Source organism: Bradyrhizobium sp. CCBAU 11357 (assembly GCF_028128865.1).
GTDB lineage: Bacteria > Pseudomonadota > Alphaproteobacteria > Rhizobiales > Xanthobacteraceae > Bradyrhizobium.
On record NZ_LBJW01000111.1, the window covers coordinates 329,972 to 352,175 of the forward strand.

Consider the following 22,204-nt stretch of genomic DNA (forward strand, 5'->3'; position numbering starts at 1 on the left):
TGGCTCTACGCCTGCCGCCGCAGGGCTGCCGGCAGATCCTGCCGTTTCGACCAGGCGATGTAGTAGGCGAGCCCGGTCATCGCGGCGAAGCCGGTGATGCTCACCGCCACCTGCATCAGCACCAGGTTCGGCCCGGTGATCAGGATGAGGTGGCCGGCGAAGGACAGGAACACGGCGACACAGAATACCGCGAGCCATTCCTCACCGCATGCGATCACCGCTTGCAGCGGTTTCCATCTCAGGCCGGGGTGATCGGCCGGAATGAGATGGGTCGCAATGAACGCGAGGGCCAGGAAATGGACCACGCGATAGGGCGCGAGGTTTTCCTTGTCGGTCGGCGCGATGCTGTTGAGGAGGAGATCCGGCAGGTAAGCGGACAGCGTCGGCGAATGGCGCATCAAGGTGACGGCCATCGCGAAGATCAAATAGGCGCCTGCGAGGATCCGCAGCCAGGACATGCCGCGCAACGCCCGCCCCGGCGCACCCCTCACGGCGAACCAGCCGCCCAGCACCATCAGCAGCTGCCAGCACAGCGGATTGAAGGTCCATTCCCCGTCCGGATAGATCCGAAAATTCCAGCCGAACCAGCGCGCGGCAAGATACAGCGCGACCGATGCCGCCAGCGTCAGGTTCGGCCCCCGCAACAGGCCCCACAGCGCGAGCGGAAAGAACGCCATCAGCGGGATCATCAACTGCAGCAGGTCGAGATTCAGCGGCTCTTCCTGGAGCACGAGACCGCGGACCAGGATGCGCAGCGGGTGCTCGAGAATTCCGGAGATGTTGTATTCGTGGATGATCTCCGGCGCCATCGATTGCGAGGCGACATAGGCGATGGCGTCGATATAGATCACGAACAGCACGACATAGGCGGCATAGAGCCGCCAGACCCGGCGAAAGATGCGCGTCGCTGCGACCACGTAGCCGCGCTCCAGCGCCATCCTGCCGTGGATGATGGCAACGCCGTAGCCCACCACGAACACGAACAGGTCCGCCGCGCCGCTGAAGCCGAAATTGCGCAGCGTCAGCAGGTTGACGACGTTGTTCGGAATATGGTCGACGAAGATGGACCAATTGGCGATGCCGAGCGTCAGATAGAGCCTGGCGTCGTGCTGGAATGCGGCGAGGTTCGCCTTGACGGACGGTTTCATAAGTAAAATAGCTTTGGGAATCAGGATGATGCTTTTAGCGGCAACCGCCTGCCCATCCGAGTAGCGTTTGCGTGAGCGGCAAGGCAATCGCGCCGAACGGCGCAGAAATGCGGCCCTCGCCCTCTATCGAATTGGGATAGATGCGCTCAAAGGGATTACGGCGAAATTTTCTAACCCGCTCCGACCGCTACTCGGCAGGCTCCGCCGACACCTCGTCGGACACGCCGGCGCGGCTCGCCAGGATGCCGAGGGCGACGCCCCCGATGGCCAGGATCGGCAACAGCCGCTTGACGCCGATGGCGCGAACGATCTGAAGCCCGGTGGCGAGGAGCATCGGATCTGCAAGCATGCTCTGCGCGGCTGATTTCGCCGCGCGCTCGGCCGCGATCTGGGCGCGCTTCTGCACCTCGCGCTTGTAGCCCCAATAGGACCCTGCCGCGGCCAGGGTCAGCAGGAAGAAGATGCCGGCGCCGGCAAGACAAGCCTGCACCGGGCCATATTTCTGCAGCACCCAGATGAAGACGGCGGCACAGAGGAAGCCGGTCGTCACGAGCAGCGCGAAGGCAGCGCCCGCGGCAAGGGAGGTCAGCCGAACAGTCGTGCCGGTGGATGCACTGATGCTGTCGATGATGCGCTGAAACATGGCCTTGCTCCTCAATCCCCGCCAGCCGAATCGTCACGGGCCGACAGCGGCCGCGTGTCGCTGCCTCAAATGAACGTCGGCATCCTTAGCGACGCCAGGCGGCGCCGATCAGGAAGCCGATGCCGAGCGCCAGCCCGACGGTTGCCAGCGGCCGCTGTGTGATCGCATCTTCCAGCGTCTCTTCGATCGAGCCGTAGGCGTCTTGTGCGGCTTCCATCATCGCGCTGCCGCGCTCGGACATGTCGTCCATCGCGGAATCCATGTTCTCGCGCGCCTGGCGATAGCCGCGGCGAGCCTGCTTGCTGGTGGAGTTGGCGAAAGTATTGAGCGCGTCGGTGATCTGGTCGGTGAGGGCGGCGATATCGCTTTTCACGGCTGCTACATCCTTTTCGAGGCGGTCTCGGGTGGCCTTGTCGGTCCAGTCTCTCATCCCGGTTTCGGCATTGGGCGTGGACATCGGGAGCTCCGAACTGTTGACGGCTGAGATGGGCGGAGAACGTTTCGTCGCCGGGTAAGTTCCGTTCGCTGAAACCGGTCAGGCTTGCGGAAGCTGCGGCGAATTCTCCGGCAACAGGTGGTCCTTCAGGATCAGCGCGACGATCAGGAGCGGCGACGACAGGAACGCGCCCATCGGCCCCCACAGCCAGGTCCAGAACGCGAGCGCGAGCAGCACGGCGAGCGCGTTCAGGGCGAGCCGCCGGCCGATGATCGTCGGTGTGATGAAGTGCCCCTCCAGAAAGGTGAGGCCGCCGAAGGCGAGCGCGGCCATCAGGCCGCCGCCGATGGTCGGAAAGGCGATCAGCCCCACCACCACCAGCACGGCGAACATCGCCACGGGCCCGATGATGGGGATGAAGTTGAGCGTGGCCGCCAGCGCGCCGAGCCCGGCCGGATTGGGCATTCCGGTGAGCGCACAGATCAGGCCGGTGGCGACGCCGACGCCGACATTGATGAGGGTGACGGTCAGCAGATAATTGCCGAGATGGACCTCGATCTCGTTGAGGATCCGGAGCGTGCGCAGCCGCGCGTCGCGATCGCTGAAGGTCATGATCATGGCTCGCCGCAGGTCGCGCCAGCTTGCGATGAACAGGATCAGGGTGACGAAGAACAGCAGAAATTCGGTAAAGGTCGGTGACAGGAATTCCAGCGTCGGCTGCACCCACTCGACCTTGGGCATGTGGATGCTCGGCAATCCCTCCGAGCCGCCGAGCATGGCTTGCATCTCCCGCCAGAGCGCAAGCGGCCGATCGAACACGTGCAGCTTGTCCCGCAGTTGCGCGCCGAGCTCCGGCAGGCGCGTGCTCCACTCCATGACCGGCGAAGCGATCAGCGCCACGACGAAGGCGACCACCGCGGTCACCGCGACCACAATCAGCACGGCGCCGAGGCTGCGCGGGACCTTGCTTCGCTCCAGGAAGGTGGCCGCCGGAGACAGCATGGTCCCGGTGACGAACGCCATCACGACCGGCAGGAAGAACGCCTTGCCGACATAAAGCACGGCGACGATGGCAATCAGCAACAGGCCGGCCAGCGCGAATGCGACGAATTCAGTGCGGCGGATCACCGGCGGCAGCTCGACATGGCTCTCGGGGAGCGGTTCGCCTTCGCCGTTGCCGGAAATCAGACGTTCACTGGGTAGGACGCGCACAATATCTCTCCCGCACGGAATCCGCGATCCGCGCGCCCATTGATGACCTCACAACGCGTGGGCGGTATGCCGGTTCCATCGCGGCTTCGTGAACGATGGCTCGCTTGACTGTGACGTCGCTGCCGCACGCGGCAACGGAACTTCGATCCAGCCGGCGGAGTTTGTTGGGCAGCGCATCACCTGATGCACATCCAACGGGGCAGCTCATGACAAAGTTGTTTGCAGTCCGTCGCAGCTTCTCGCCGCGCGCCGTCGGCGCATTCGCTTTCGCAACCGCTCTGCTCATGGCGCCCATGGGCACCGCGAGCGCGCAAACCTTCGGCTATGCGCCGATGCAGCGGGTGTATCCGCAGGACCTGTACTCGCAGGGCCAATACTCGCAAGGCCAAGCCTATTCGCAGGATGACCTCAACGAGGCGCCGCAGGTCGCCGACGAGGATGCTCAGTTGCCCGCCCGGCTGCGCAGGCAGATCGTCAGCTTCGACAGGAGCGAGCCGGCCGGTACCATCGTCATCGATACCAACAGCACCTATCTCTACTACGTGCTCGGAGGCGGCCGCGCGATCCGCTACGGCGTCGGCGTCGGCCGCGAGGGCTTTACCTGGTCGGGCGTGCAGAGCGTCAGTCGCAAGGCCGAGTGGCCGGACTGGCATCCGCCGGCCGAGATGATCGCGCGCCAGCCCTATCTGCCGCGCTTCGTCGCGGGCGGCCCCGGCAACCCGCTCGGTGCGCGTGCGATGTATCTCGGCTCGAGCCAATACCGCATCCACGGTACCAACGATCCCTCCACCATCGGCAAGTTCGTCTCCTCCGGCTGCATCCGCATGACCAACGAGGACGTCACTGACCTGTTCAATCGCGTCAATGTCGGCGCCAAGGTCGTGGTCCTGCCGAAGAACGCGCCCTTGATGGCCAGAGGAGGCGACAAGGCCGGCGAGCCCGTACGCAGGCGTCCGGCCGTGACGACGCTGCCCTCGGGTCGGCAGGCGTTGAACATCACGTCGTCGGCCGTGAATTAAGCGTGAGCGAGGTCATATGAGCAGACGCCTGATTGGCAAATGGACTGGCGGAACGGTGATCCTGATCGCGATCGCCGCCGGTCTCGCATCGGCGCCGTCGGCGCATGCGGAGGATTTCTTCTCCGCATTGTTCGGCGGCTTCCGGATGCGGCCGCCGCCGGAGATCCGCATGCCATTCCCCAATGACGGTGGGCCGCGCTACGATGGGCCGCGTCAGCGGGCCTCCTATGGCGGCGGCGCGGCCTATTGCGTGCGCGGCTGTGACGGCCGCTATTTCCCGGCGCAAGGCAGCGACGCCGAGAGCAAGGCGCAATCCTGCAAGAGCTTCTGCCCGGCCTCGGAAACCTCGCTGGTCTACGGCAGCAATATCGACGACGCCTCTACGGAGAACGGAAAGTCCTATTCCGACCTGCCGAACGCGTTCCGCTTTCGCAACGAGATCGTCGCGGGCTGTACCTGCAACGGCAAGGACCCGGTCGGGCTCGCATCGGTCAAGGTCGAGGACGATCCGACCCTGCGCAAGGGCGACATCGTCGCCGGAGCCGGCGGCCTCGTGGTCGCCAGCCGCAACGCCAATGACCGCCGCGGCGTCGCGATGAATTTCTCGCCGCTGCCGGAATCGGTGCGCGCCAGATTCCGCCAGGTCCCCGTGGTGGCGAAGGAGTAGCTTCGGCTTCCGAACGCCGTCCTCGCCAGCCCTACGCCGCGCGGATCTTGCCCAGGAAATCGCTGACCTGCTGACCGAGCTGGCGGCTTTGCGTCTCCAGCATCTCGGAGGCCTGCTTCACGTTCTCCGCGGCACCGGCTGCGGTGTCGGCATCGGCCTTCACGCCGGTGATGTTGTCCGAGACATTCTTGGTTCCCTGCGCCGCGTATTGCGTGCTGCGGGTGATCTCCTGCGTAGCGGCGCCTTGCTCCTGCACTGCGGCCGCGATGGCGGTAGCGACTTCGTTGACCTCGCTGATGATGCCGCCGATCGCCTGGATCGCGTTGATGGCATCGCCCGCAACCTTCTGGATGTCGGCGATCTGCTCGGAAATCTCCTCGGTCGCCTTCGCGGTCTGACTCGCGAGTGACTTCACCTCGGAGGCGACCACGGCAAAGCCGCGGCCGGCATCACCGGCGCGCGCTGCCTCGATCGTGGCGTTGAGCGCGAGCAGGTTGGTCTGCGCCGCGATGGTGTTGATGAGGCCGACGACCTCGCCGATGCGCCCCGCCGACTGCGCCAAGCCCTGCACGGTGCCGTCGGTTTCGCGCGCCTGGGTGACGGCGCGGCTGGCGATGCCCGCGGCATGCGCGGCCTGCTGGCTGATGTCGTTGATGGAGGCCGAAAGCTCCTCGGCCGCTGCCGCGACGCTCTCGACACTCGTGGAGGCCTCGTTCGAGGCCTTGCCGGCAATCTCGACGCGTTCATTGGTCTGGCGCGAGACGGCCGACAGGTCGCCCGAGGTCTTGCGCATCTCGCCGGAGGCCTCGCTCAGTTCGCCCAACGACTTGCGCACGGCGCTCTCGAACTCGCCGACATGGGCCTCGACCACGCGCTGGCGGGCGGCGGCGCCCGCATTGCGCTCACGCTCCTGCTCTTCGATCTTGAGCTTCTCGGCCGCCTGCTGCTTGAAGGTCTCCAGTGCGCCGGCCAGTGCGCCGATCTCGTCATGACGGTCGAGATAGCCGCTGTCGACGGCGAGGTCGCCGCCGGCGACCTTGAGCATGGCGTCGCGGATGGTGTTGAGCGGGGTGATGACGCGGCGGCTGACCAGCATGGTCGCGCCGACGGCAAGCCCAATGGCGAGCGCCAGGAGCCCAAGCTGCACGATCAGCGCGCGCTGCGCGGCGCCGTGTTGCTCCAGCGTATGGACCTTGGCGGCGTCGAGGGCGGCTTCTGCCACTGCGACGGCACTGGACAGGCGACCGACCGTGACCGGGGTCCATTGATTGGCTGTCATCTCGGCCTTCTCGCCCTTCACCAGCGTCTCCGCGAGGCGGTCGCGCAGGGCGAGATATTGCGGATCGAAATAGGCGGACTTGACCGCGGTCATGGCGGATGACAGCGCGGACGGCAGCTGCATGCCCGATGCCGACAATTCCAGCGCCTTCCACATCGCGGCCGTGCCGCCGACATATTGGGTGTAGGACTGGTGAGCCTCGGGCGTGATCTTGCCGGCGTTAAGGCCGGTCGAGACGATGAGCGAGGCTTCGCCGGCAGTGTTGCGCAAGAGCCATGCGTTCTGCTTGATCGACAGCAGCTGATCGATCGCCGCGTCCTGGTGATTGACGGTCCCGGCCAGGACGCTCGAGAGCTTGTCGAGCGTGTCGAGCAGGCCTTGCGTCGTCTCCATGTATTCCTTCGGCAGGCCGGCGCGGCGCTGATCCTTGGGCTTGGCGACGTCCTCCCAGAACTGTTTCTGCTGCTCGCTCGCGGATTTGTAGAGGCGCGCGAGTTCCGGTACCAGCGTGCCGGATTGCGGAAAGTCGATGGCCGGCAACAGCTCCAGCGCATGCGCCATCGCCGGCATCTCGGCGTCGCGGATCGCGCGCAGATATTTCTCGATGTCGGCGTCCATTGGCGTGGTCGCGTTCAGCAGCCTGTTGCTGGTGGAGCGATCGGTCCGCAGATTGTGCATCGCCTTGAACAGGTCGGCGGACGCGTCCGCGATCTGCGAGATCCGGCTGGCGGTCCTCAGCCGATCCCAGGATGCGTAGGCGGTGAGCGAGAGCGCAACGACCACGCAGACCGACGTGATCGCGATCACTGCCTTGAGCAGCGCGGATACGGTCAGACGATTCAGCATCGAGGTCCCCAATTTCCATGCCGAGTTCGCGGAGGGCGCCCGGCAACAATCGAAAAGGAGGGGCCCTGTGGCATCGGCAATCACATGCCGTTGGCGCCTCATGGCCAGACGGTTTCTGCATGTGAGAGGAAAAGGGTAAAGTTTTAGGCAGCCAAGCAACCGGTAAAAATACGCATTTACTAGAAGTTGCAATGGGTTGCGTTGATGGAACCAGCGCGCGAGGCCAGCGTTAGGACATCGTTAGCAATTTGCCAGAAGGGGGGTCCCTGCAATGCTGATCGGCGTCCTTGTCACCTTTCTCGTCGTCATTCTCGTGCTTTATCTGATCAACATGCTGCCGATGGACGGCCGCGCCAAGCAGATCGCGCGCGTGATCGTCATCATCATCGGCGTCGTGTCGCTGCTGAAATATCTGACAGTATTCTAGCGAGGGTTACTGCTCCCAAACAAAAAGCCCCGGCCTGAGCCGGGGCTTCGTTCATGCTGCTCTAGTGCAGCGACTTCAGCCAGTCGTCGACGTCCTGACGAACCTGGTCCTTGGCCTTGCCGTAGCGTTCCTGCAGCCGGCCCTCGAGTTGCTCGCGGCGGCCCTCGATCAGTTGGAGGTCGTCATCGGTGAGCTTGCCCCATTTCTCCTTGGCCGATCCCTTGAACTGCTTCCAGTTTCCTTCGATCCGATTCCAGTCCATGACCATCTCCCATGGGTTGATGGCCCGACAACGCGAGGCGCACGCAGCCTGTTCCGCGCCAAGCCGCGACGTTTCGCGCAAGAAAAAAGCCCCGGCGCGGGCCGGGGCTTTTGACGGTTCCGTGACTTCGTTCAGCCCAGCGCCTCTTTATCCAAGAGCCTCTTTATCCAAGAGCCTTGGCCTCGCGGCGGCGCGCCGTGAGGATGTATTCGGTGTAGCCGTTCGGCTGCTCGCGCCCCTTGAAGACGAGGTCGCAGGCCGCCTTGAAGGCGACGCCGTCGAAGGCGGGCGCCATCGGCTTGTAAATCGGATCGCCAGCGTTCTGCTTGTCGACGACGACCGCCATGCGCTTGAGCGATTCCATCACCTGCGCCTCGGTGATGACGCCCTGGTGCAGCCAGTTGGCGAGGTGCTGGCTGGAGATGCGCAAGGTGGCGCGGTCTTCCATCAGGCCGACATCGTGGATGTCGGGCACCTTGGAACAGCCGACGCCCTGGTCGATCCAGCGCACGACATAGCCCAGAATGCCCTGGCAATTGTTGTCGATCTCCTGCCTGACGTCATCGGGCGCCCAGTTCGACTTCGACACCGGAATGGTCAGGATGTCGGACAGTTTTGCGCGCGGTCCGCCCTTGGCGAGTTCTTCCTGGCGCGCGATCACGTTGACCTGGTGGTAGTGCAACGCGTGCAGCGTCGCCGCTGTGGGCGAGGGCACCCAGGCGGTGGTGGCGCCGGCCTGCGGATGGCCGAGCTTCTGCGCCAGCATGTCCGCCATCTTGTCGGGGGCGGCCCACATGCCCTTGCCGATCTGGGCGTGGCCCGGCAGGCCACAGGTCAGGCCCATGTCGACGTTCCAGTCCTCGTAGGCCTTGATCCAGGCCTGCGCCTTCATCTCGTTCTTGCGGATCATCGGGCCCGCTTCCATCGAGGTGTGGATCTCGTCGCCGGTGCGGTCGAGGAAGCCGGTGTTGATGAACATGATGCGCTTGGAGGCGCGCTGGATGCAGGCCTTGAGGTTGACGGTGGTGCGCCGCTCCTCGTCCATGATGCCGACCTTGAGCGTGTTCTCGGGCAAGCCCAGCATCTTCTCGACGCGGTCGAAGATCTCGCAGGTCAGCGAGACCTCGTCCGGGCCGTGCATCTTCGGCTTGACGATGTAGGCAGAACCCGTGCGGCTGTTCTTGACCTTCGAATGGCCCTTGAGGTCGTGGATCGCGAGCAGGCCCGAGACGGCGGCATCGAGCAGGCCTTCCGGAACCTCTTCGCCCTTCTCGTCCAGCACCGCGTCGGTGAACATGTGGTGACCGCAATTGCGCATCAACAGCAGGCTGCGGCCATGCAGCTTGACCTCGCCCTTGCCGTCAGGCGTCTTGTAGAGGCGGTCGGAATTGAGCGAACGCGTCAGCGTCTTGCCGCCCTTCTCGAAATCGGCCGACAGCGTGCCGTTCATCAGGCCGAGCGTGTTGCGGTAGACCAGCACCTTGTCCTCGGCATCGACCGCGGCGACCGAGTCCTCCATGTCCAGAATGGTGGAGACCGCGGCCTCCATGATCATGTCGGCGACGCCGGCGGGATCGTCCTTGCCGATCGCGCTGCTGCGGTCGATCTTCACCTCGATATGCAGGCCGTTGTTGACGAGCAGCACGGCGCTCGGCGCGGCGGCATCGCCCTGGAAGCCGGCGAATTGTGCGGCGTGCTTCAGCGCGGTGGCGTTGCCGCTCTTCAGCTTCACTGCGAGCTGGCCGGCGACGACGCTATAGCCAGTGACGTCGGTGTGGCTGCCGGTCGCGAGCGGCACGGCGTTATCGAGGAACGCCTTGGCCTTGGCGATCACCTTGTCGCCGCGCGCCTTGTTGTAGCCCTTGCCGCTCTCGGATGGGTCGTGCGGGATTGCATCGGTGCCGTAGAAGGCGTCATAGAGCGAGCCCCAGCGCGCATTCGCCGCGTTCAGCGCGTAGCGCGCATTGGTGAGCGGCACGACGAGCTGCGGGCCGCAGATCTTGCCGATCTCCTCGTCGACATTGGCGGTCTCGACCTTCTGCGTCGCCGGCTCCGGCACGAGATAGCCGATCTCCTTCAGGAAGGCGGTGTAGGCATCGAGGTCGAACGCCTTGCCCTTGTTGGCGCGGTGCCAGTCGTCGATCTTGGCCTGCAGATTGTCGCGAAACGCGAGCAGCTCGCGGTTCTTCGGTCCCAGCTCCTTGATGATGCCGGCAAGCCCGGCCCAGAACGCATCCGGCGCGATCCCCGTTTTCGGGGCGGCTTCCTTGGCGATGAAGTCAAACAGAACAGGGGCGATCTTCAATCCGTGGGCGTCGACGCGTTTCATGATGGGCTTTCTTGTTGGAAATGGCTGTTTTTGGCTGCTTTTGACCCGACAGCAGCAAAATGCGCCCACGCGGGGCGGCTTTCCGGACCTATTAGCCCCAAAATCAGGGCGGTGAGAAGACCCCCGGGAGCTTGTCAAAATGTCAAGAGGAAGTGGGAGAAGCCCCACGCACCGGTGTCATTCCCCGCGAAAGCGGGGAATCCAGTACGCCGCGGCTTCTCCGTATCCCAACGCTGTCTCTGGAATACTGGGTCGCCCGGTCCCGGCTTCGCCAAGGATACGCCGAGACCTGCACGGACACTCGGCACTCCGAAGCGTAGCGAAGGCGGCAAGCCGGGCGACGACAGCGGGGACTAGGCCGGCCTCAAATATTCGCAGCGAGGTCCACGAGTTCGTCGAACAGCACGCCTGATGTCTTCAGCATCTGCTCGATCTCGTCAGCCGCCTCGGCCACGGTCCGCTTCGACGTGTCGATCACGAGCTCGGCAGCCTCAGGCTTCTCGTAATCGTTGCCAATGCCGGTGAACGAGGCGAGCGCGCCGGCGCGGGCTTTCTTGTAATGGCCCTTGGGATCGCGCTCCTCGCACACTTCGGCCGGCGTCGCGACATGGATCTCGCGGAACGCGGTATCGGCGATGCGGCGCGCGGCGGCGCGATCTTCGCGCGCGGGCGAGACCGCCGCGACGATCGCGATGTGGCCGTTGCGGGCGAGATGCGTCGCGACCTCGGCGAGGCGGCGAATGTTCTCGCTGCGATCGGTGGCGGAGAAGCCGAGATCGCTGTTGAGCCCGGCGCGCAGCGTGTCGCCGTCGAGCAGGATCGGCGAGCCGCCATTGGTGAAGAGACGCCGCTCCAGCGCCCGCGCCAGCGTCGACTTGCCGGAGGCGGGCAGGCCGGTGAGCCAGACCACGGCACCGTTATGGCGGTAGCGCGCCGAGCGCTCGTCGCTGCGGAGCGCCGATTCCACCGGCACGATGTCGACCGGCACGGCACGCTGGCCGGCATCGACCGACAGCACCAGGCCGCCGCCGGCGATGCGTCCGGACACCTCGATCACGAGGCGGCCGGTGCGCGGATTTTCGGTGTAGGGATCGGTCGCGATCGCATTGGACAGGGAGATGTCGATCTCGCCGACATGGTTGCGGCCGATCGCCTTGTTCTCGCTGCTCGAGAGCTCACCGGGATCGACCGCCTTCTCGATCGCGACAACGGTGGCGCGGCTTTCCTTCGGTCCGCAGCGCACCAAAAGCTGGTCGCCCTTGGCGAGCGGCTTGTCGTGCAGCCAGAAAATGCGCGCGCGCAGCCGCCGCGTCTCGCGCGGGGCGCTGCCTACATGCGCGATGATGTCGCCGCGCTCGATGAACAATTCGCGGTCGAGCGTGATGCCGACCGAGCGGCCGGCGCCTTGCCGGCTGGCGACCGGCGTCACCGGCCAGCTCTCGACCGTCTTGATCTTCGCGATCTTGCCCGCGGGCATGATCACGATCTCGTCGCCGGCAATCAGGCTGCCGGATTCGATGCGGCCGGCGACGATGCGACGGTCGTCGAACTTGTAGATCGCCTGCACCGGCAGCCGCAGCGCCAGCGCTTCCAGCGGACGCGCCGGCTCGAGGCGATCGAGCGCCTCGACCACGGTCGGTCCCTTGTACCAGCCGATGCGGTCGGTACGCTCGGCGACGCCGTCGCCATCGCGCGCGGAAATCGGGATTACGGCCGTGGGCGTCACGCCGAGGCCGTTCAGATGCGCGGAAATCTCGTCGCTGATGTCCTTGAAGCGTGCGGCGGAGAAATCGACGCGGTCCATCTTGTTGACGACGACGGCGACCTGCTTCACGCCGAGCAGATGCAGGAGATAGCCGTGCCGCCTGGTCTGGTCACGCACGCCCTCCAGCGCGTCGATGATCAGCACCGCACCGTCGGCCTGCGAGGCGCCGGTGATCATGTTGCGCAGGAATTCGGCGTGGCCGGGCGCGTCGATCAGCACGATGTCGCGCGAGTTGGTGCGGAAGCGGATCTGCGTGGTGTCGATGGTGATGCCCTGGTCGCGCTCGGTCTGCAGCGCGTCGAGCAGGAACGACCATTCGAACGGCATGCCGCGCCGCGCGCTGACGGCTTTGAGCATTTCGAGCTTGCCGTCGGGCAGGCTGCCGGTTTCATGCAGGAGGCGGCCGACCAGCGTCGACTTGCCGTGGTCGACATGGCCGACGATGACGATGCGCACTTGCGGACGCGTGGTGCCGTTCGGGGTCGCAGGCGAAGCGGGAGTGACGATCATGTTCATAGCCGCAAAGCGTCCTTGATCAGAGATAGCCGGCGACGCGCAGACGCTCGAAGGCGTCCTCGGTCTCGTGGTCGAGCGCGCGCCCGGCGCGCTCCGGCACCTTGGTCTGCTCGAGCTCGATCAGGATCTCGTCGATGCTGGACGCCGTCGAATTCACGGGGTTGGTGATGTCCTGATCGCCGAGCGAGCGATAGCGCTTGCCGTCCTTGGCGAGGTACAGGGGGATGATCGGAATGTTCTCGCGCTTGGTGTAGGCCCAGATATCGGCCTCGGTCCAATGCAGGATCGGATGGATGCGCAAATGCGCGCCTTGCGGCGGCGAGGCGTTGAAATGATCCCAGAACTCCGGCGGCTGGTCGCGCACGTCCCAGTTGCCTTCGACCCCGCGCGGCGAGAACACGCGCTCCTTGGCGCGGGTCGCTTCCTCGTCGCGACGGATGCCGGCGATCAGGCCGTCGAAGCCATACTTCGCGAGCGCCATCTTGAGGCCCTCGGTCTTGCGCGCGGCGGAACGGGCGGCCGGCGGCAGCGTCGGGTCGACCGCATCGATCGGCGGGCAGGGCTCGACGCGCAGATCGAGATCCCATTCCTTCCCGTAATGATCGCGGAAGCGATACATCTCCGGAAACTTCTTGCCGGTGTCGACGTGAAGGGCCGGGAACGGCATCTTGCCGAAGAAGGCTTTCCGCGCCAGCCAGATCATGACGTTGGAGTCCTTGCCGAGGGACCACAACAGGGCAATCTTCTTCAGCCGGGCAAAGGCCTCACGGAAGATGTAGATACTCTGCGCTTCGAGCTGGTCGAGATGATCCATGCTCGGGGCGGTCAGCCCGACTGGAATTTGCTCGGAAATGGGCGCGCGAAAGTTCTGCCCATCTGCACCGGAATCCGTCCTGAGAAGATGCATCTCTGCCACTTTGCGTTTGGAGGCGAAAATTCTATAGTTGCGGTGCAGAAGAGAAGAAAAAAATTTCTCTTTGCGCGCTCGAAACGAGACATATATAGAAAATAATTCCAGTCAACCCCGTTTGTGGGGAAGCGAGTATCGCATGCGGTTCTTGCCGGTGTTTCTCGATCTCAAGGCCGGCCCGGTGGTTCTCATCGGCGCGGGCGAGCTTTTGCGTGCCAAGCTGCGCGTGCTCGCCGCTGCCGGCGCGCGGCTGCGCGTGCATGCGATCGACGGCAATCATGACCTCGGCCTGGACACCGAAGATGCGGCGCGCATCGAGATCGCGGCGAGCGATCCGCTCACGGCCGATCTTTCAGGCGTCATCGCTGTCGTCTGCGCGGGTGCGGGCGATGTCGGTGTGGCCATGTCGGCTCGCGCCAAGTCGCTCGGCCTTCCCGTCAACGTCATGGACGACCTCGAGCATTCCAGCTTCATCTTTCCGGCCATCGTCGATCGCGGCGATGTCGTGGTCGCGGTCGGCACCGGCGGCTCCTCCCCGGTGGTGGCGCGGCGCGTGCGCGAGAAGATCGAGGCGCTGCTGCCGGCCCGCATCGGCGAACTCGCCGAGTTCATCGGCACCTTCCGCAAGTCCATCAACGAGCGCATCGCCGAGTTTCCGCTGCGCCGCCGCTTCTGGGAGCGCGTCATCGACGGTCCGATCGGCGCTGCCGTACTCGCCGGCCGCAAGAGCGAAGCGGACGCATCGCTCAAGGCGATCTCCGATCCCGCCGCATTTGCCCGCGCCGACAAGCCGGAAGGCTCGGTCGCGCTGGTCGGCGCCGGCCCCGGCGATCCGGATCTGCTCACCATCAAGGCGCTGCGCGCGCTGCAGGACGCCGACATCGTCTTCCATGACGAACTGGTCTCGCCCGAGATTCTCGATCGCATTCGCCGCGACACCACGCGCGTTGCGGTCGGCCGCCGCGTCGGCAAGCCCGGCATCGGCCAGGACGCCATCAACAGGCGCATGATCGAGGCCGCGCAATCGGGCCAGCGCGTCGTGCGGCTGAAGGGCGGCGATCCCTTCGTGTTCGGCCGCGGCGGCGAAGAAGTGGAAGCGCTGCGCGCCGCCGGCGTCGCCTATTCGATCATTCCCGGCATCACTGCAGGCCTAGGCGCCGCCGCCGATTTCGAGGTGCCGCTCACCTACCGTCACGAAGCGACCCGCATCACCTTTCTCACCGCGCACAAGTCGCGCGATGCCGAGAACGTCGATTGGTCGACGCTGACCGACACGAAGATGACCGTCGTGGTCTACATGGGCGTGACCGCAGCGCACGCCGTGCGCGCCGGCCTGTTCGCGGCCGGTCGCTCGCCGGAGACGCCGGTCGGCGTGTTCGCCCGCGTCACGCGGGCCGATGCGCAAGGCGCGATCGGCACGCTGCGCGACCTGCCGGAACTGGTGCGGCGGATCCATGGCGGTCCCGCCATCCTCATCATCGGCGACGTGGTCCGGCATGCCGGCTCGCTTCGCCGCCAGACTCCCAAGCAAATCATCTCTGACCTATTGGATGCAGCTGAATGACCTCCCCGCTCGAACAGAAGAAGATCAAGATCGCCGGCCCCTCGGTCGTGACCGCCAACCGCACCTGGGACGGCATCGTGGTCTACCGTACCGCCGCCAAGAGCTGGTCCGCCGAGCTGTCGGAAGCCGCCATCGTGCGCAACTCCGACGAGGCCAAGGCGTTGCTTGCGGAAGCCGTGGCCGATGACGTCGGCGCCATCGGCCCCTATATCGCGCCGGTGGAGATCGGCGACGATGGCAAGGTCCTGCCCGGCAATCTGCGCGAACAGATTCGCCGCACCGGCGTCACAATCGGACAGCCGGCCCAGGTTTAAGGCACGCACTTATGTATGCTTACGACGAAATCGACCGCACGCTCGTCAACGAGCGCGTCTCGGAGTTCCGCGACCAGGTGAAGCGGCGCCTGTCCGGCGAGCTCACCGAGGACGAGTTCAAGATCCTGCGGCTCCAGAACGGCGTCTATCTGCAGCTGCACGCCTACATGTTCCGCGTCGCGATTCCCTACGGCACGCTGGCGACGAACCAGATGCGGGCGCTCGCCCACGTCGCGCGCAAATACGACCGCGGTTATGGCCACTTCACCACGCGGCAGAACATCCAGTTCAACTGGATCAAGCTCGCCGAGCTGCCGGACGCGCTCGAAGACCTCGCCAAGGTCGGCATCCATGCGATGCAGACCTCCGGCAACAACATGCGCAACGTCACCTCGGATCAGTGGGCCGGCGTCGCGCCGGGCGAGATCGAGGACCCGCGCATCTGGTCTGAGCTGATCCGCCAGCACACCACGCTGCATCCGGAATTCTCGTTCCTGCCGCGCAAGTTCAAGATCGCGATCACCGCCTCGGACCACGACCGCGCCGCGGTCAAGATCCACGACATCGGCCTCCGCCTGATCAAGAACGAGAAGGGCGAGACCGGCTTCGAGGTGCTGGTCGGCGGCGGTCTCGGCCGCACGCCGTTCATCGCCAAGACCATCAAGCACTTCGTGCACGGACGCGACATCCTCAGCTACATCGAGGCGATCTTGCGCGTCTACAACCAGTACGGCCGCCGCGACAACATCTACAAGGCGCGCATCAAGATCCTGGTGCACGAGCTCGGCATCGAGAAATTCTCGCGCGAGGTCGAGGACGAGTGGCAGCACATTCGCAACTCCTCGCTCCAGATCGACGACGAGGTGATCGAGGACATCCGCTCGCGCTTCACCTATCCTCCTTACGAGAAGCTGCCGCACATGCCGGACGAGCTGCGCCAGGCCGCGGCCGATCCGGACTTCGAGGCGTGGCGCAAGAACTCGGTGGCGCCGCACAAGGTGCAGGGCTATTCGATCGTCACGATCTCGCTGAAGCCGACCGGCGGGCCTCCGGGCGATGCCACGGCCGAGCAGATGGATGCGCTGGCCGATCTCGCCGACAAATATTCCTTCGGCGAGATCCGCGTCGGCCATGAGCAGAACCTGGCGCTGCCGCACGTCGCCAAGCGCGATTTGCCGGCGCTGTGGAAGGCGCTCGACAAGCTCGGGCTCGCGACGCCCAACGTCAATCTGATCACCGACATCATCGCCTGCCCGGGGCTCGATTATTGCTCGCTGGCGAATGCGCGCTCGATCCCGATCGCGCAGGAGCTGACGCGGCGCTTCGCCAATCACGAGCTGGCCAACCTGATCGGCCGTCTCCACATCAACATCTCCGGCTGCATCAATGCCTGCGGCCATCACCATGTCGGCCATATCGGCATTCTCGGCGTCGAGAAGAACGGCGAGGAGGTTTACCAGATCACCATCGGCGGCCGTGCGGACGAGAATGCCGCGCTCGGCACCCTGATCGGTCCCGGCGTGAAGTTCGACGAGGTCGCCGACGTGGTCGAGGACATCGTGGAAGCTTATCTCGCGCTGCGCGAGCGGCCGGAAGAGCTGTTCATGGACACGGTAAAGCGCCTCGGCGTCGAACCCTTCAAGGAGCGCGTCTATGCCACTCGTTAACGGCGGAAAGATCGTCGATGACAGCTTTCTCAAGCTCGCCGTCGACACGCCGCTGCCCGAGGGTGGCGACATCCTGGTGCCCGCCGAGCGCTTCCTTGGCGAGGCCGAAGGCTTGCTCAAGCGTTCCGGGAAGGTCGGCGTGATCTGGCCCAACAGTCGCGACATCGCCGAGCTCGTGCCGTATCTCGGCAAGATCGCCGCCGTCGCGCTGGTGTTCCCGACCTTCCGTGACGGACGGGCCTACAGCCAGGCGCGGCTGCTGCGCGAACGCTACAATTACCGCGGCGAATTGCGCGCGACCGGTCAGGTGCTGCGCGACCAGTTCGTGTTCATGCTGCGGGCCGGCTTCGATGCCTTCGAGGTCAAGAAGCAGGCCGACGCCGAAGCCTTCATGCAGACCGCCAAGCGCTATTCGGTGTTCTACCAGCCGACCGGCGATGGCCGCATCACCGCGCTCCACCGGCGCATGCAGCTGCGCCACTCCGAAGGGGTTGGCACGTGAACGCGATCGCGCCACAGGTTTCGCCCGTGTCTGCGCTGCCTTCGGCGGACGAGCTCGATCGCGCCCTGCGCGATGCCTCGCCCGCGGAGGTCATTGCCGCGGCGCTGAAAACGGTCGGGCGCGAGAAGCTTGCGCTGGTGTCCTCCTTCGGCACGGAATCGGCGACGCTGTTGAAGGTGATGGCGGACGTCGATCCGGCGATCCCCGTGATCTTTCTCGACACCGGCTGGCTGTTCGAGGAGACGCTGGCCTATCGCGATACGCTGATTGCGACGCTGGGCCTGACGGACGTTCGCTCGATCAAGCCCGCCGAGGAGACGCTGTCGCGCGACGATCCCGACCGCGACCTCTGGTTCTCCGATCCCGACGCCTGCTGCCGCATCCGCAAGGTCGAGCCGCTGGCGCGTGCGCTGAAACCGTTCGACGCCTGGCTCAACGGCCGCAAGCGCTTCCAGGGCAATGCGCGCGCCGACATTCCGGTCGTGGAGGACGACGGCGCGCGGCTGAAGTTCAATCCCTTCGCCAACGTCTCGCGCGAGGAGATCGAGGCGATCTTCTCCCGCGCCAAATTGCCGCGACATCCTCTGGCTGCGTCAGGATTCCTGTCGGTTGGGTGTATGCCTTGCACCAGCCGAACGGCCGAGGGCGAGGATGCACGCGCCGGTCGCTGGCGTGGCAGGGCCAAGACGGAATGCGGCATCCACACGATGAAGACTTCGTAGCACAGTCACGCTGCCACGCTGCGAACAAGAAAATCAGGTTCCGTTGACACAAGAGCGTTTCGCCACGAGTTATGCCTGCCGGTCGATGACGCCGATGTCGTCGAGGTGAATGGAGATGGACATGATGCGCCGTATCGTTCCGCTCGCCGCGGGATTGCTCGCGACGGGGTTCTGGGCAGGCTCGGCTCTGGCCGCTGACATCAATTTGCTGAACGTGTCGTACGATCCGACGCGTGAGCTCTATGTCGAGTTCAACAAGGCGTTCGCGACCGCCTATCAGAAGGAAACCGGCAAGAGCGTCGAGATCAAGCAGTCGCACGGCGGCAGCGGCTCGCAGGCACGCGCGGTGATCGACGGCTTGCAGGCCGATGTGGTGACGCTTGCGCTCGCCTATGACATCGACGCGATCGCGAACAAGGGTCTCACCGCGGCGGATTGGCAGAAGCGGCTGCCGCAGAATTCATCACCCTATACCTCGACCATCGTCTTCCTGGTGCGCAAGGGCAATCCCAAGGGCATCAAGGACTGGGACGATCTGCTCAAGCCGGGCGTTGCCGTCATCACGCCGAACCCGAAGACATCGGGAGGCGCGCGCTGGAATTATCTGGCCGCCTGGGGCTTTGCGCAGAAGAAGTACGGCTCGACCGACAAGGCCAAGGACTTCATTGGAAAGCTCTACCAGCAGGTGCCGGTCCTGGATACCGGCGCGCGGGGCGCCACTGTGACCTTTGTCGAGCGCGGCGTCGGCGACGTGCTGCTCGCTTGGGAGAACGAGGCTTATCTTGCGCTCAAGGAGTTTGGGCCCGAAAAATTCCAGATCATCGCACCGCCGCAGTCGATCCTCGCGGAGCCGCCTGTGGCGATCGTGGACAAGGTTGCCGACAAAAAGGGCACCCGCAACGCGGCCGACGCCTACCTTCAATACTGGTACACCAAGGAAGGGCAGGAGATCGCCGCGCGCAATTTCTACCGTCCGCGCGATGCCGAGACCGCCAAAAAGTACGAAAATTCCTTCGCCAAGGTCGAGCTGTTCACGATCGACGACGTCTTCGGCGGCTGGACCAAGGCACAGAAGGAACATTTTGCAGACGGCGGCGTTTTCGATCAGATTTACAAGAACTGATCGGGCGCTGTCGTAGAGGCTTTAGCAGGGGGCCTGGTGAGCGCACTCGCAGCACGACGCCGGACATTGCCGGGCTTCGGTCTCACCATGGGACTGACGCTTTCCTGGCTGTCCGTGATCATCCTGATTCCGCTCGCCGGCCTGTTCCTGAGATCGCTCGAGCTCAGCCCCGAGCAGTTCTGGAACATCCTCTCCAGCCGCCGCACCCTGAACGCGCTCCGCGTTTCGTTCGGCCTCGCCTTTGCGGCGGCCTGCGTCAATCTGGTGATGGGCAGCATCATCGTCTGGGCACTGGTGCGCTACCGCTTCCCCGGCCGTCGCATCTTCGATGCCATCGTCGACGTGCCGTTTGCGCTGCCGACGGCGGTGGCCGGCGTCGCGCTGACGGCGCTGTTCGCCGAGAAAGGTTGGCTGGGAGCGCCGCTCGCCGCGCTCGGTATCAAGGTGGCGTTCACGCCGGTCGGCATCTTCGTCGCCATGATCTTCATCGGCATTCCGTTCGTGGTCCGCACCGTGCAGCCGGTGCTCCAGGATCTCGATCCAGAAATCGAGGAGGCTGCGGGCAGCTTGGGGGCCAGCCGCTGGCAGACCATCGTCCGCGTGATCCTGCCCTCGCTCGCGCCGGCGCTGCTCACGGGCCTCGCGCTCGCGTTCGCCCGCGCGGTCGGTGAATACGGCTCGGTGATCTTCATCGCCGGCAATCTGCCCAACGTCTCCGAGATCGCGCCGCTCTTGATCGTGATACGCCTGTCCGAATTCCGCTACGCCGATGCGACCGCGATCGCGGTGGTCATGCTGGTCGTCTCCTTCGTCATCATCTTCACGGTCAATCGGCTCCAGCGCTGGGCGCGGAGCCGGATTCCGGCGCGCTGAGGGCGGATCATGACGATGCAGATCGCAGATTCCGTGTCGCTCTCGGCCTCCGACTCGAAGGCACGCGCTCACGCGGCGGCAGCGCGGAACAATTTGCGCACCGAGCCGCGCGCCGTCCGTATCGCCATCATCACGCTGGCGGTGCTGTTTCTCACCGTCTTCGTCGTGCTGCCGCTCGTCGTCGTGTTCGCGCAGGCGTTTTCCCGGGGCATCCTCGCCTATTTCGCCGCGCTCGCCGAGCCGGAGGCGATGGCGGCGATCAAGCTGACGTTGATCGTCGCGGCGATTTCCGTCGGACTCAATCTGGTGTTCGGCCTCGTCGCCGCCTGGGCGATTGCGAAATTCGAGTTCCCGGGCAAGACCTTCCTGATCACGCTGATCGACCTGCCGTTCTCGGTCAGCCCGGTGATCTCGGGCCTCGTCTTCGTGCTGCTGTTCGGCGCGCAAGGCTTTTTCGGCAGCTGGCTGCGCGAGCACGACATCCAGATCCTGTTCGCCGTGCCGGGCATCGCGCTCGCCACCACCTTCGTGACCTTCCCCTTCGTGGCGCGCGCGCTGATTCCCCTGATGCAGGAGCAGGGCACGCAGGAGGAGGAGGCGGCGATCTCGCTCGGGGCCTCCGGCCTGCAGACCTTCTTCCGCGTCACCCTGCCCAACATCAAATGGGGCGTGCTCTACGGCGTCCTGCTCTGCAACGCGCGCGCGATGGGCGAGTTCGGTGCGGTCTCCGTCGTCTCCGGCCACATCCGCGGCGAGACCAACACCATGCCGCTTTTGGTCGAGATCCTCTACAACGAATACCAGTTCGTCGCCGCTTTCGCGATCGCCTCGCTGCTCGCAATGCTTGCGCTGATCACGCTCATCGCAAAAACAATTCTCGAACGTCATCTCGACGAAGGACAAGACGCCAGTGACGATTGAAGTCAGGAATCTCGTCAAGAAATTCGGCAGCTTTGCCGCTCTCGACGGCGTCGACCTCAAGGTCGACAACGGCGAATTGCTGGCTCTGCTCGGCCCCTCCGGATCCGGCAAGACCACCTTGCTGCGGATCATCGCCGGCCTCGACTGGCCGGACTCGGGTGAAGTCTTCTTCAACGGTGAGGACGCGCTGGCGCAAGGCGCCCGCGAGCGCCACGTCGGCTTCGTCTTCCAGCACTATGCGCTGTTCCGCCACATGACGGTGTTCGAGAACGTTGCCTTCGGCCTCCGCGTGCAGCCGCGCGCGGTCCGGAAGGACGAGGCTGCGATCCGCTCGCGGGTCAAGGAACTGCTCGATCTGGTGCAGCTCGATTGGCTCGCCGATCGCTATCCCAGCCAGCTCTCCGGCGGCCAGCGCCAGCGCATCGCGCTCGCCCGCGCGCTCGCGATCGAGCCGCGCATCCTCCTGCTCGACGAGCCCTTTGGCGCGCTGGATGCCAAGGTCCGGAAAGAGCTGCGCAAATGGTTGCGCTCGCTGCATCACGAGATCAACGTCACCTCGATCTTCGTCACCCACGACCAGGAGGAGGCGCTGGAAGTCGCCAACCGCGTCGTGGTGATGGACAAGGGCCGGATCGAGCAGGTCGGCTCACCTGACGATGTCTACGAAACGCCGGCGAGCGCCTTCGTTCACGGCTTCATCGGCGAGTCCATCGAGTTGCCGGTCCAGGTCGAGGGCGGCGTGATCAGGCTTGGCGACCGGCCGCTTCAGCTCGCCGCGGAGGGCCTGACGCCTGGCGCGTCAAAGCTGTTCGTACGGCGACATGACATGCTGGTCGGCCCGCCCGGCAGCGGGGCCTTCGAGGGCGCGGTCCAGCATGTCCGCAATTTCGGCCCGGTGCAGCGGGCGGAGGTGGCCCTGTCCGGCGGCGAGACCATCGAGATCGACGCCCCCCGCGACAAGGAACTGCGCGCCGGCGACACGATCGGTCTCAATCCGCGTCGCTACCGGATATTTGCGGGCTAGGTCTACCGTCATTCCCCCCCGGAATGACGGCTCAA

The 22,204-nt window shown here is 65.0% G+C and carries 21 protein-coding genes; 12 read left to right on the forward strand and 9 right to left on the reverse strand.

All coding sequences use genetic code 11. The features are described 5' to 3' along the window. Window positions 1-5 precede the first annotated feature (5 nt). From XI05_RS33615 to XI05_RS33630, 4 genes are all read right to left on the reverse strand, one after another. The gene (locus XI05_RS33615; RefSeq protein ID WP_271509982.1) at window positions 6-1,148 is read right to left on the reverse strand and encodes an OpgC domain-containing protein; all 1,143 of its coding nucleotides are present in this window, start codon (window positions 1,146-1,148) and stop codon (window positions 6-8) included. Between the two features lie 187 nt (window positions 1,149-1,335). Further along, entirely contained in the window at window positions 1,336-1,791 is a 456-nt protein-coding gene (locus XI05_RS33620) for a hypothetical protein (protein WP_212254177.1), read from the reverse strand. 85 nt (window positions 1,792-1,876) lie between these two features. Beyond that, complete coding sequence (locus XI05_RS33625) at window positions 1,877-2,248, reverse strand: DUF883 family protein (protein WP_172784890.1); 372 nt, start codon at window positions 2,246-2,248, stop codon at window positions 1,877-1,879. 78 nt (window positions 2,249-2,326) lie between these two features. Then, complete coding sequence (locus XI05_RS33630) at window positions 2,327-3,439, reverse strand: AI-2E family transporter (RefSeq protein ID WP_271509984.1); 1,113 nt, start codon at window positions 3,437-3,439, stop codon at window positions 2,327-2,329. A gap of 206 nt (window positions 3,440-3,645) precedes the next feature. On the opposite strand from XI05_RS33630, the gene XI05_RS33635 reads away from it, so the two are divergent. Beyond that, window positions 3,646-4,458, forward strand: a complete 813-nt coding sequence (locus XI05_RS33635; RefSeq protein WP_271509986.1) for a L,D-transpeptidase — start codon at window positions 3,646-3,648, stop codon at window positions 4,456-4,458. Between the two features lie 16 nt (window positions 4,459-4,474). Next, window positions 4,475-5,125 (forward strand): DUF2865 domain-containing protein, encoded by a 651-nt coding sequence (locus XI05_RS33640; RefSeq protein ID WP_271509988.1) that lies wholly within the window; start codon window positions 4,475-4,477, stop codon window positions 5,123-5,125. A gap of 31 nt (window positions 5,126-5,156) precedes the next feature. Here XI05_RS33640 and XI05_RS33645 read toward each other — a convergent pair whose 3' ends face one another. Continuing rightward, the gene (locus tag XI05_RS33645) at window positions 5,157-7,250 is read right to left on the reverse strand and encodes a methyl-accepting chemotaxis protein (protein WP_271509992.1); all 2,094 of its coding nucleotides are present in this window, start codon (window positions 7,248-7,250) and stop codon (window positions 5,157-5,159) included. Window positions 7,251-7,521: 271 nt separating this feature from the next. Between XI05_RS33645 and XI05_RS33650 the strand changes: the two genes are divergently transcribed. Further along, window positions 7,522-7,677, forward strand: coding sequence for a Thivi_2564 family membrane protein (locus tag XI05_RS33650; protein ID WP_130363252.1), 156 nt, complete (start codon window positions 7,522-7,524; stop codon window positions 7,675-7,677). A gap of 61 nt (window positions 7,678-7,738) precedes the next feature. On the opposite strand, the gene XI05_RS33655 is transcribed toward XI05_RS33650, so the two are convergent. From XI05_RS33655 to cysD, 4 genes are all read right to left on the reverse strand, one after another. After that, window positions 7,739-7,939, reverse strand: coding sequence for a CsbD family protein (locus tag XI05_RS33655; protein WP_008546815.1), 201 nt, complete (start codon window positions 7,937-7,939; stop codon window positions 7,739-7,741). A gap of 163 nt (window positions 7,940-8,102) precedes the next feature. Continuing rightward, window positions 8,103-10,268 (reverse strand): malate synthase G, encoded by a 2,166-nt coding sequence (locus tag XI05_RS33660; protein WP_271509994.1) that lies wholly within the window; start codon window positions 10,266-10,268, stop codon window positions 8,103-8,105. Between the two features lie 364 nt (window positions 10,269-10,632). Next, on the reverse strand, window positions 10,633-12,549 hold the full coding sequence (gene cysC, locus XI05_RS33665; protein ID WP_271509996.1) for an adenylyl-sulfate kinase: 1,917 nt from the start codon (window positions 12,547-12,549) through the stop codon (window positions 10,633-10,635). Window positions 12,550-12,568: 19 nt separating this feature from the next. After that, window positions 12,569-13,363: a sulfate adenylyltransferase subunit CysD gene (gene cysD / locus XI05_RS33670; RefSeq protein ID WP_271509998.1), complete on the reverse strand. Its 795-nt coding sequence runs from the start codon at window positions 13,361-13,363 to the stop codon at window positions 12,569-12,571. A gap of 235 nt (window positions 13,364-13,598) precedes the next feature. On the opposite strand from cysD, the gene cysG reads away from it, so the two are divergent. The 9 genes from cysG (at window position 13,599) to XI05_RS33715 (ending at window position 22,169) form a co-directional block, all read left to right on the forward strand. Then, window positions 13,599-15,023: a siroheme synthase CysG gene (gene cysG, locus XI05_RS33675; protein WP_271509999.1), complete on the forward strand. Its 1,425-nt coding sequence runs from the start codon at window positions 13,599-13,601 to the stop codon at window positions 15,021-15,023. Beyond that, window positions 15,020-15,337: a DUF2849 domain-containing protein gene (locus XI05_RS33680; protein WP_172784881.1), complete on the forward strand. Its 318-nt coding sequence runs from the start codon at window positions 15,020-15,022 to the stop codon at window positions 15,335-15,337. Before cysG ends, XI05_RS33680 begins: the two co-directional genes overlap by 4 nt. Before the next feature lie 11 nt (window positions 15,338-15,348). Beyond that, complete coding sequence (locus XI05_RS33685; protein ID WP_271510001.1) at window positions 15,349-17,004, forward strand: nitrite/sulfite reductase; 1,656 nt, start codon at window positions 15,349-15,351, stop codon at window positions 17,002-17,004. Continuing rightward, a complete protein-coding gene (locus tag XI05_RS33690) occupies window positions 16,991-17,506 on the forward strand; it encodes a DUF934 domain-containing protein (RefSeq protein WP_271510003.1) in 516 nt (171 codons plus the stop codon). Before XI05_RS33685 ends, XI05_RS33690 begins: the two co-directional genes overlap by 14 nt. Beyond that, a complete protein-coding gene (locus XI05_RS33695) occupies window positions 17,503-18,228 on the forward strand; it encodes a phosphoadenylyl-sulfate reductase (RefSeq protein ID WP_271510005.1) in 726 nt (241 codons plus the stop codon). The genes XI05_RS33690 and XI05_RS33695 overlap by 4 nt, the downstream gene beginning before the upstream one ends. A 115-nt stretch (window positions 18,229-18,343) precedes the next feature. Beyond that, window positions 18,344-19,351 (forward strand): sulfate ABC transporter substrate-binding protein, encoded by a 1,008-nt coding sequence (locus XI05_RS33700; protein WP_373569517.1) that lies wholly within the window; start codon window positions 18,344-18,346, stop codon window positions 19,349-19,351. A gap of 36 nt (window positions 19,352-19,387) precedes the next feature. Then, window positions 19,388-20,224, forward strand: coding sequence for a sulfate ABC transporter permease subunit CysT (cysT, locus tag XI05_RS33705; protein ID WP_172784876.1), 837 nt, complete (start codon window positions 19,388-19,390; stop codon window positions 20,222-20,224). A 9-nt stretch (window positions 20,225-20,233) separates the two neighbouring features. Next, window positions 20,234-21,145: a sulfate ABC transporter permease subunit CysW gene (gene cysW / locus XI05_RS33710; RefSeq protein WP_172784875.1), complete on the forward strand. Its 912-nt coding sequence runs from the start codon at window positions 20,234-20,236 to the stop codon at window positions 21,143-21,145. Continuing rightward, on the forward strand, window positions 21,135-22,169 hold the full coding sequence (locus XI05_RS33715) for a sulfate/molybdate ABC transporter ATP-binding protein (protein WP_271510006.1): 1,035 nt from the start codon (window positions 21,135-21,137) through the stop codon (window positions 22,167-22,169). Before cysW ends, XI05_RS33715 begins: the two co-directional genes overlap by 11 nt. Window positions 22,170-22,204 lie beyond the last annotated feature (35 nt).

What these genes read in the sequence shown, in the direction of transcription:
- cysW (WP_172784875.1), top strand. Translation starts at nt 20,234, where the DNA reads ATGACGATGCAGATCGCAGATTCCGTGTCGCTCTCGGCCTCCGACTCG.
- XI05_RS33615 (WP_271509982.1), bottom strand. Translation starts at nt 1,148, where the DNA reads ATGAAACCGTCCGTCAAGGCGAACCTCGCCGCATTCCAGCACGACGCC.
- XI05_RS33635 (WP_271509986.1), top strand. Translation starts at nt 3,646, where the DNA reads ATGACAAAGTTGTTTGCAGTCCGTCGCAGCTTCTCGCCGCGCGCCGTC.
- XI05_RS33645 (WP_271509992.1), bottom strand. Translation starts at nt 7,250, where the DNA reads ATGCTGAATCGTCTGACCGTATCCGCGCTGCTCAAGGCAGTGATCGCG.
- XI05_RS33640 (WP_271509988.1), top strand. Translation starts at nt 4,475, where the DNA reads ATGAGCAGACGCCTGATTGGCAAATGGACTGGCGGAACGGTGATCCTG.
- XI05_RS33620 (WP_212254177.1), bottom strand. Translation starts at nt 1,791, where the DNA reads ATGTTTCAGCGCATCATCGACAGCATCAGTGCATCCACCGGCACGACT.
- XI05_RS33650 (WP_130363252.1), top strand. Translation starts at nt 7,522, where the DNA reads ATGCTGATCGGCGTCCTTGTCACCTTTCTCGTCGTCATTCTCGTGCTT.
- cysC (WP_271509996.1), bottom strand. Translation starts at nt 12,549, where the DNA reads ATGAACATGATCGTCACTCCCGCTTCGCCTGCGACCCCGAACGGCACC.
- XI05_RS33690 (WP_271510003.1), top strand. Translation starts at nt 16,991, where the DNA reads ATGCCACTCGTTAACGGCGGAAAGATCGTCGATGACAGCTTTCTCAAG.
- cysD (WP_271509998.1), bottom strand. Translation starts at nt 13,363, where the DNA reads ATGGATCATCTCGACCAGCTCGAAGCGCAGAGTATCTACATCTTCCGT.
- XI05_RS33625 (WP_172784890.1), bottom strand. Translation starts at nt 2,248, where the DNA reads ATGTCCACGCCCAATGCCGAAACCGGGATGAGAGACTGGACCGACAAG.
- XI05_RS33660 (WP_271509994.1), bottom strand. Translation starts at nt 10,268, where the DNA reads ATGAAACGCGTCGACGCCCACGGATTGAAGATCGCCCCTGTTCTGTTT.
- XI05_RS33685 (WP_271510001.1), top strand. Translation starts at nt 15,349, where the DNA reads ATGTATGCTTACGACGAAATCGACCGCACGCTCGTCAACGAGCGCGTC.
- XI05_RS33680 (WP_172784881.1), top strand. Translation starts at nt 15,020, where the DNA reads ATGACCTCCCCGCTCGAACAGAAGAAGATCAAGATCGCCGGCCCCTCG.
- cysG (WP_271509999.1), top strand. Translation starts at nt 13,599, where the DNA reads ATGCGGTTCTTGCCGGTGTTTCTCGATCTCAAGGCCGGCCCGGTGGTT.
- XI05_RS33700 (WP_373569517.1), top strand. Translation starts at nt 18,344, where the DNA reads ATGGACATGATGCGCCGTATCGTTCCGCTCGCCGCGGGATTGCTCGCG.
- XI05_RS33655 (WP_008546815.1), bottom strand. Translation starts at nt 7,939, where the DNA reads ATGGACTGGAATCGGATCGAAGGAAACTGGAAGCAGTTCAAGGGATCG.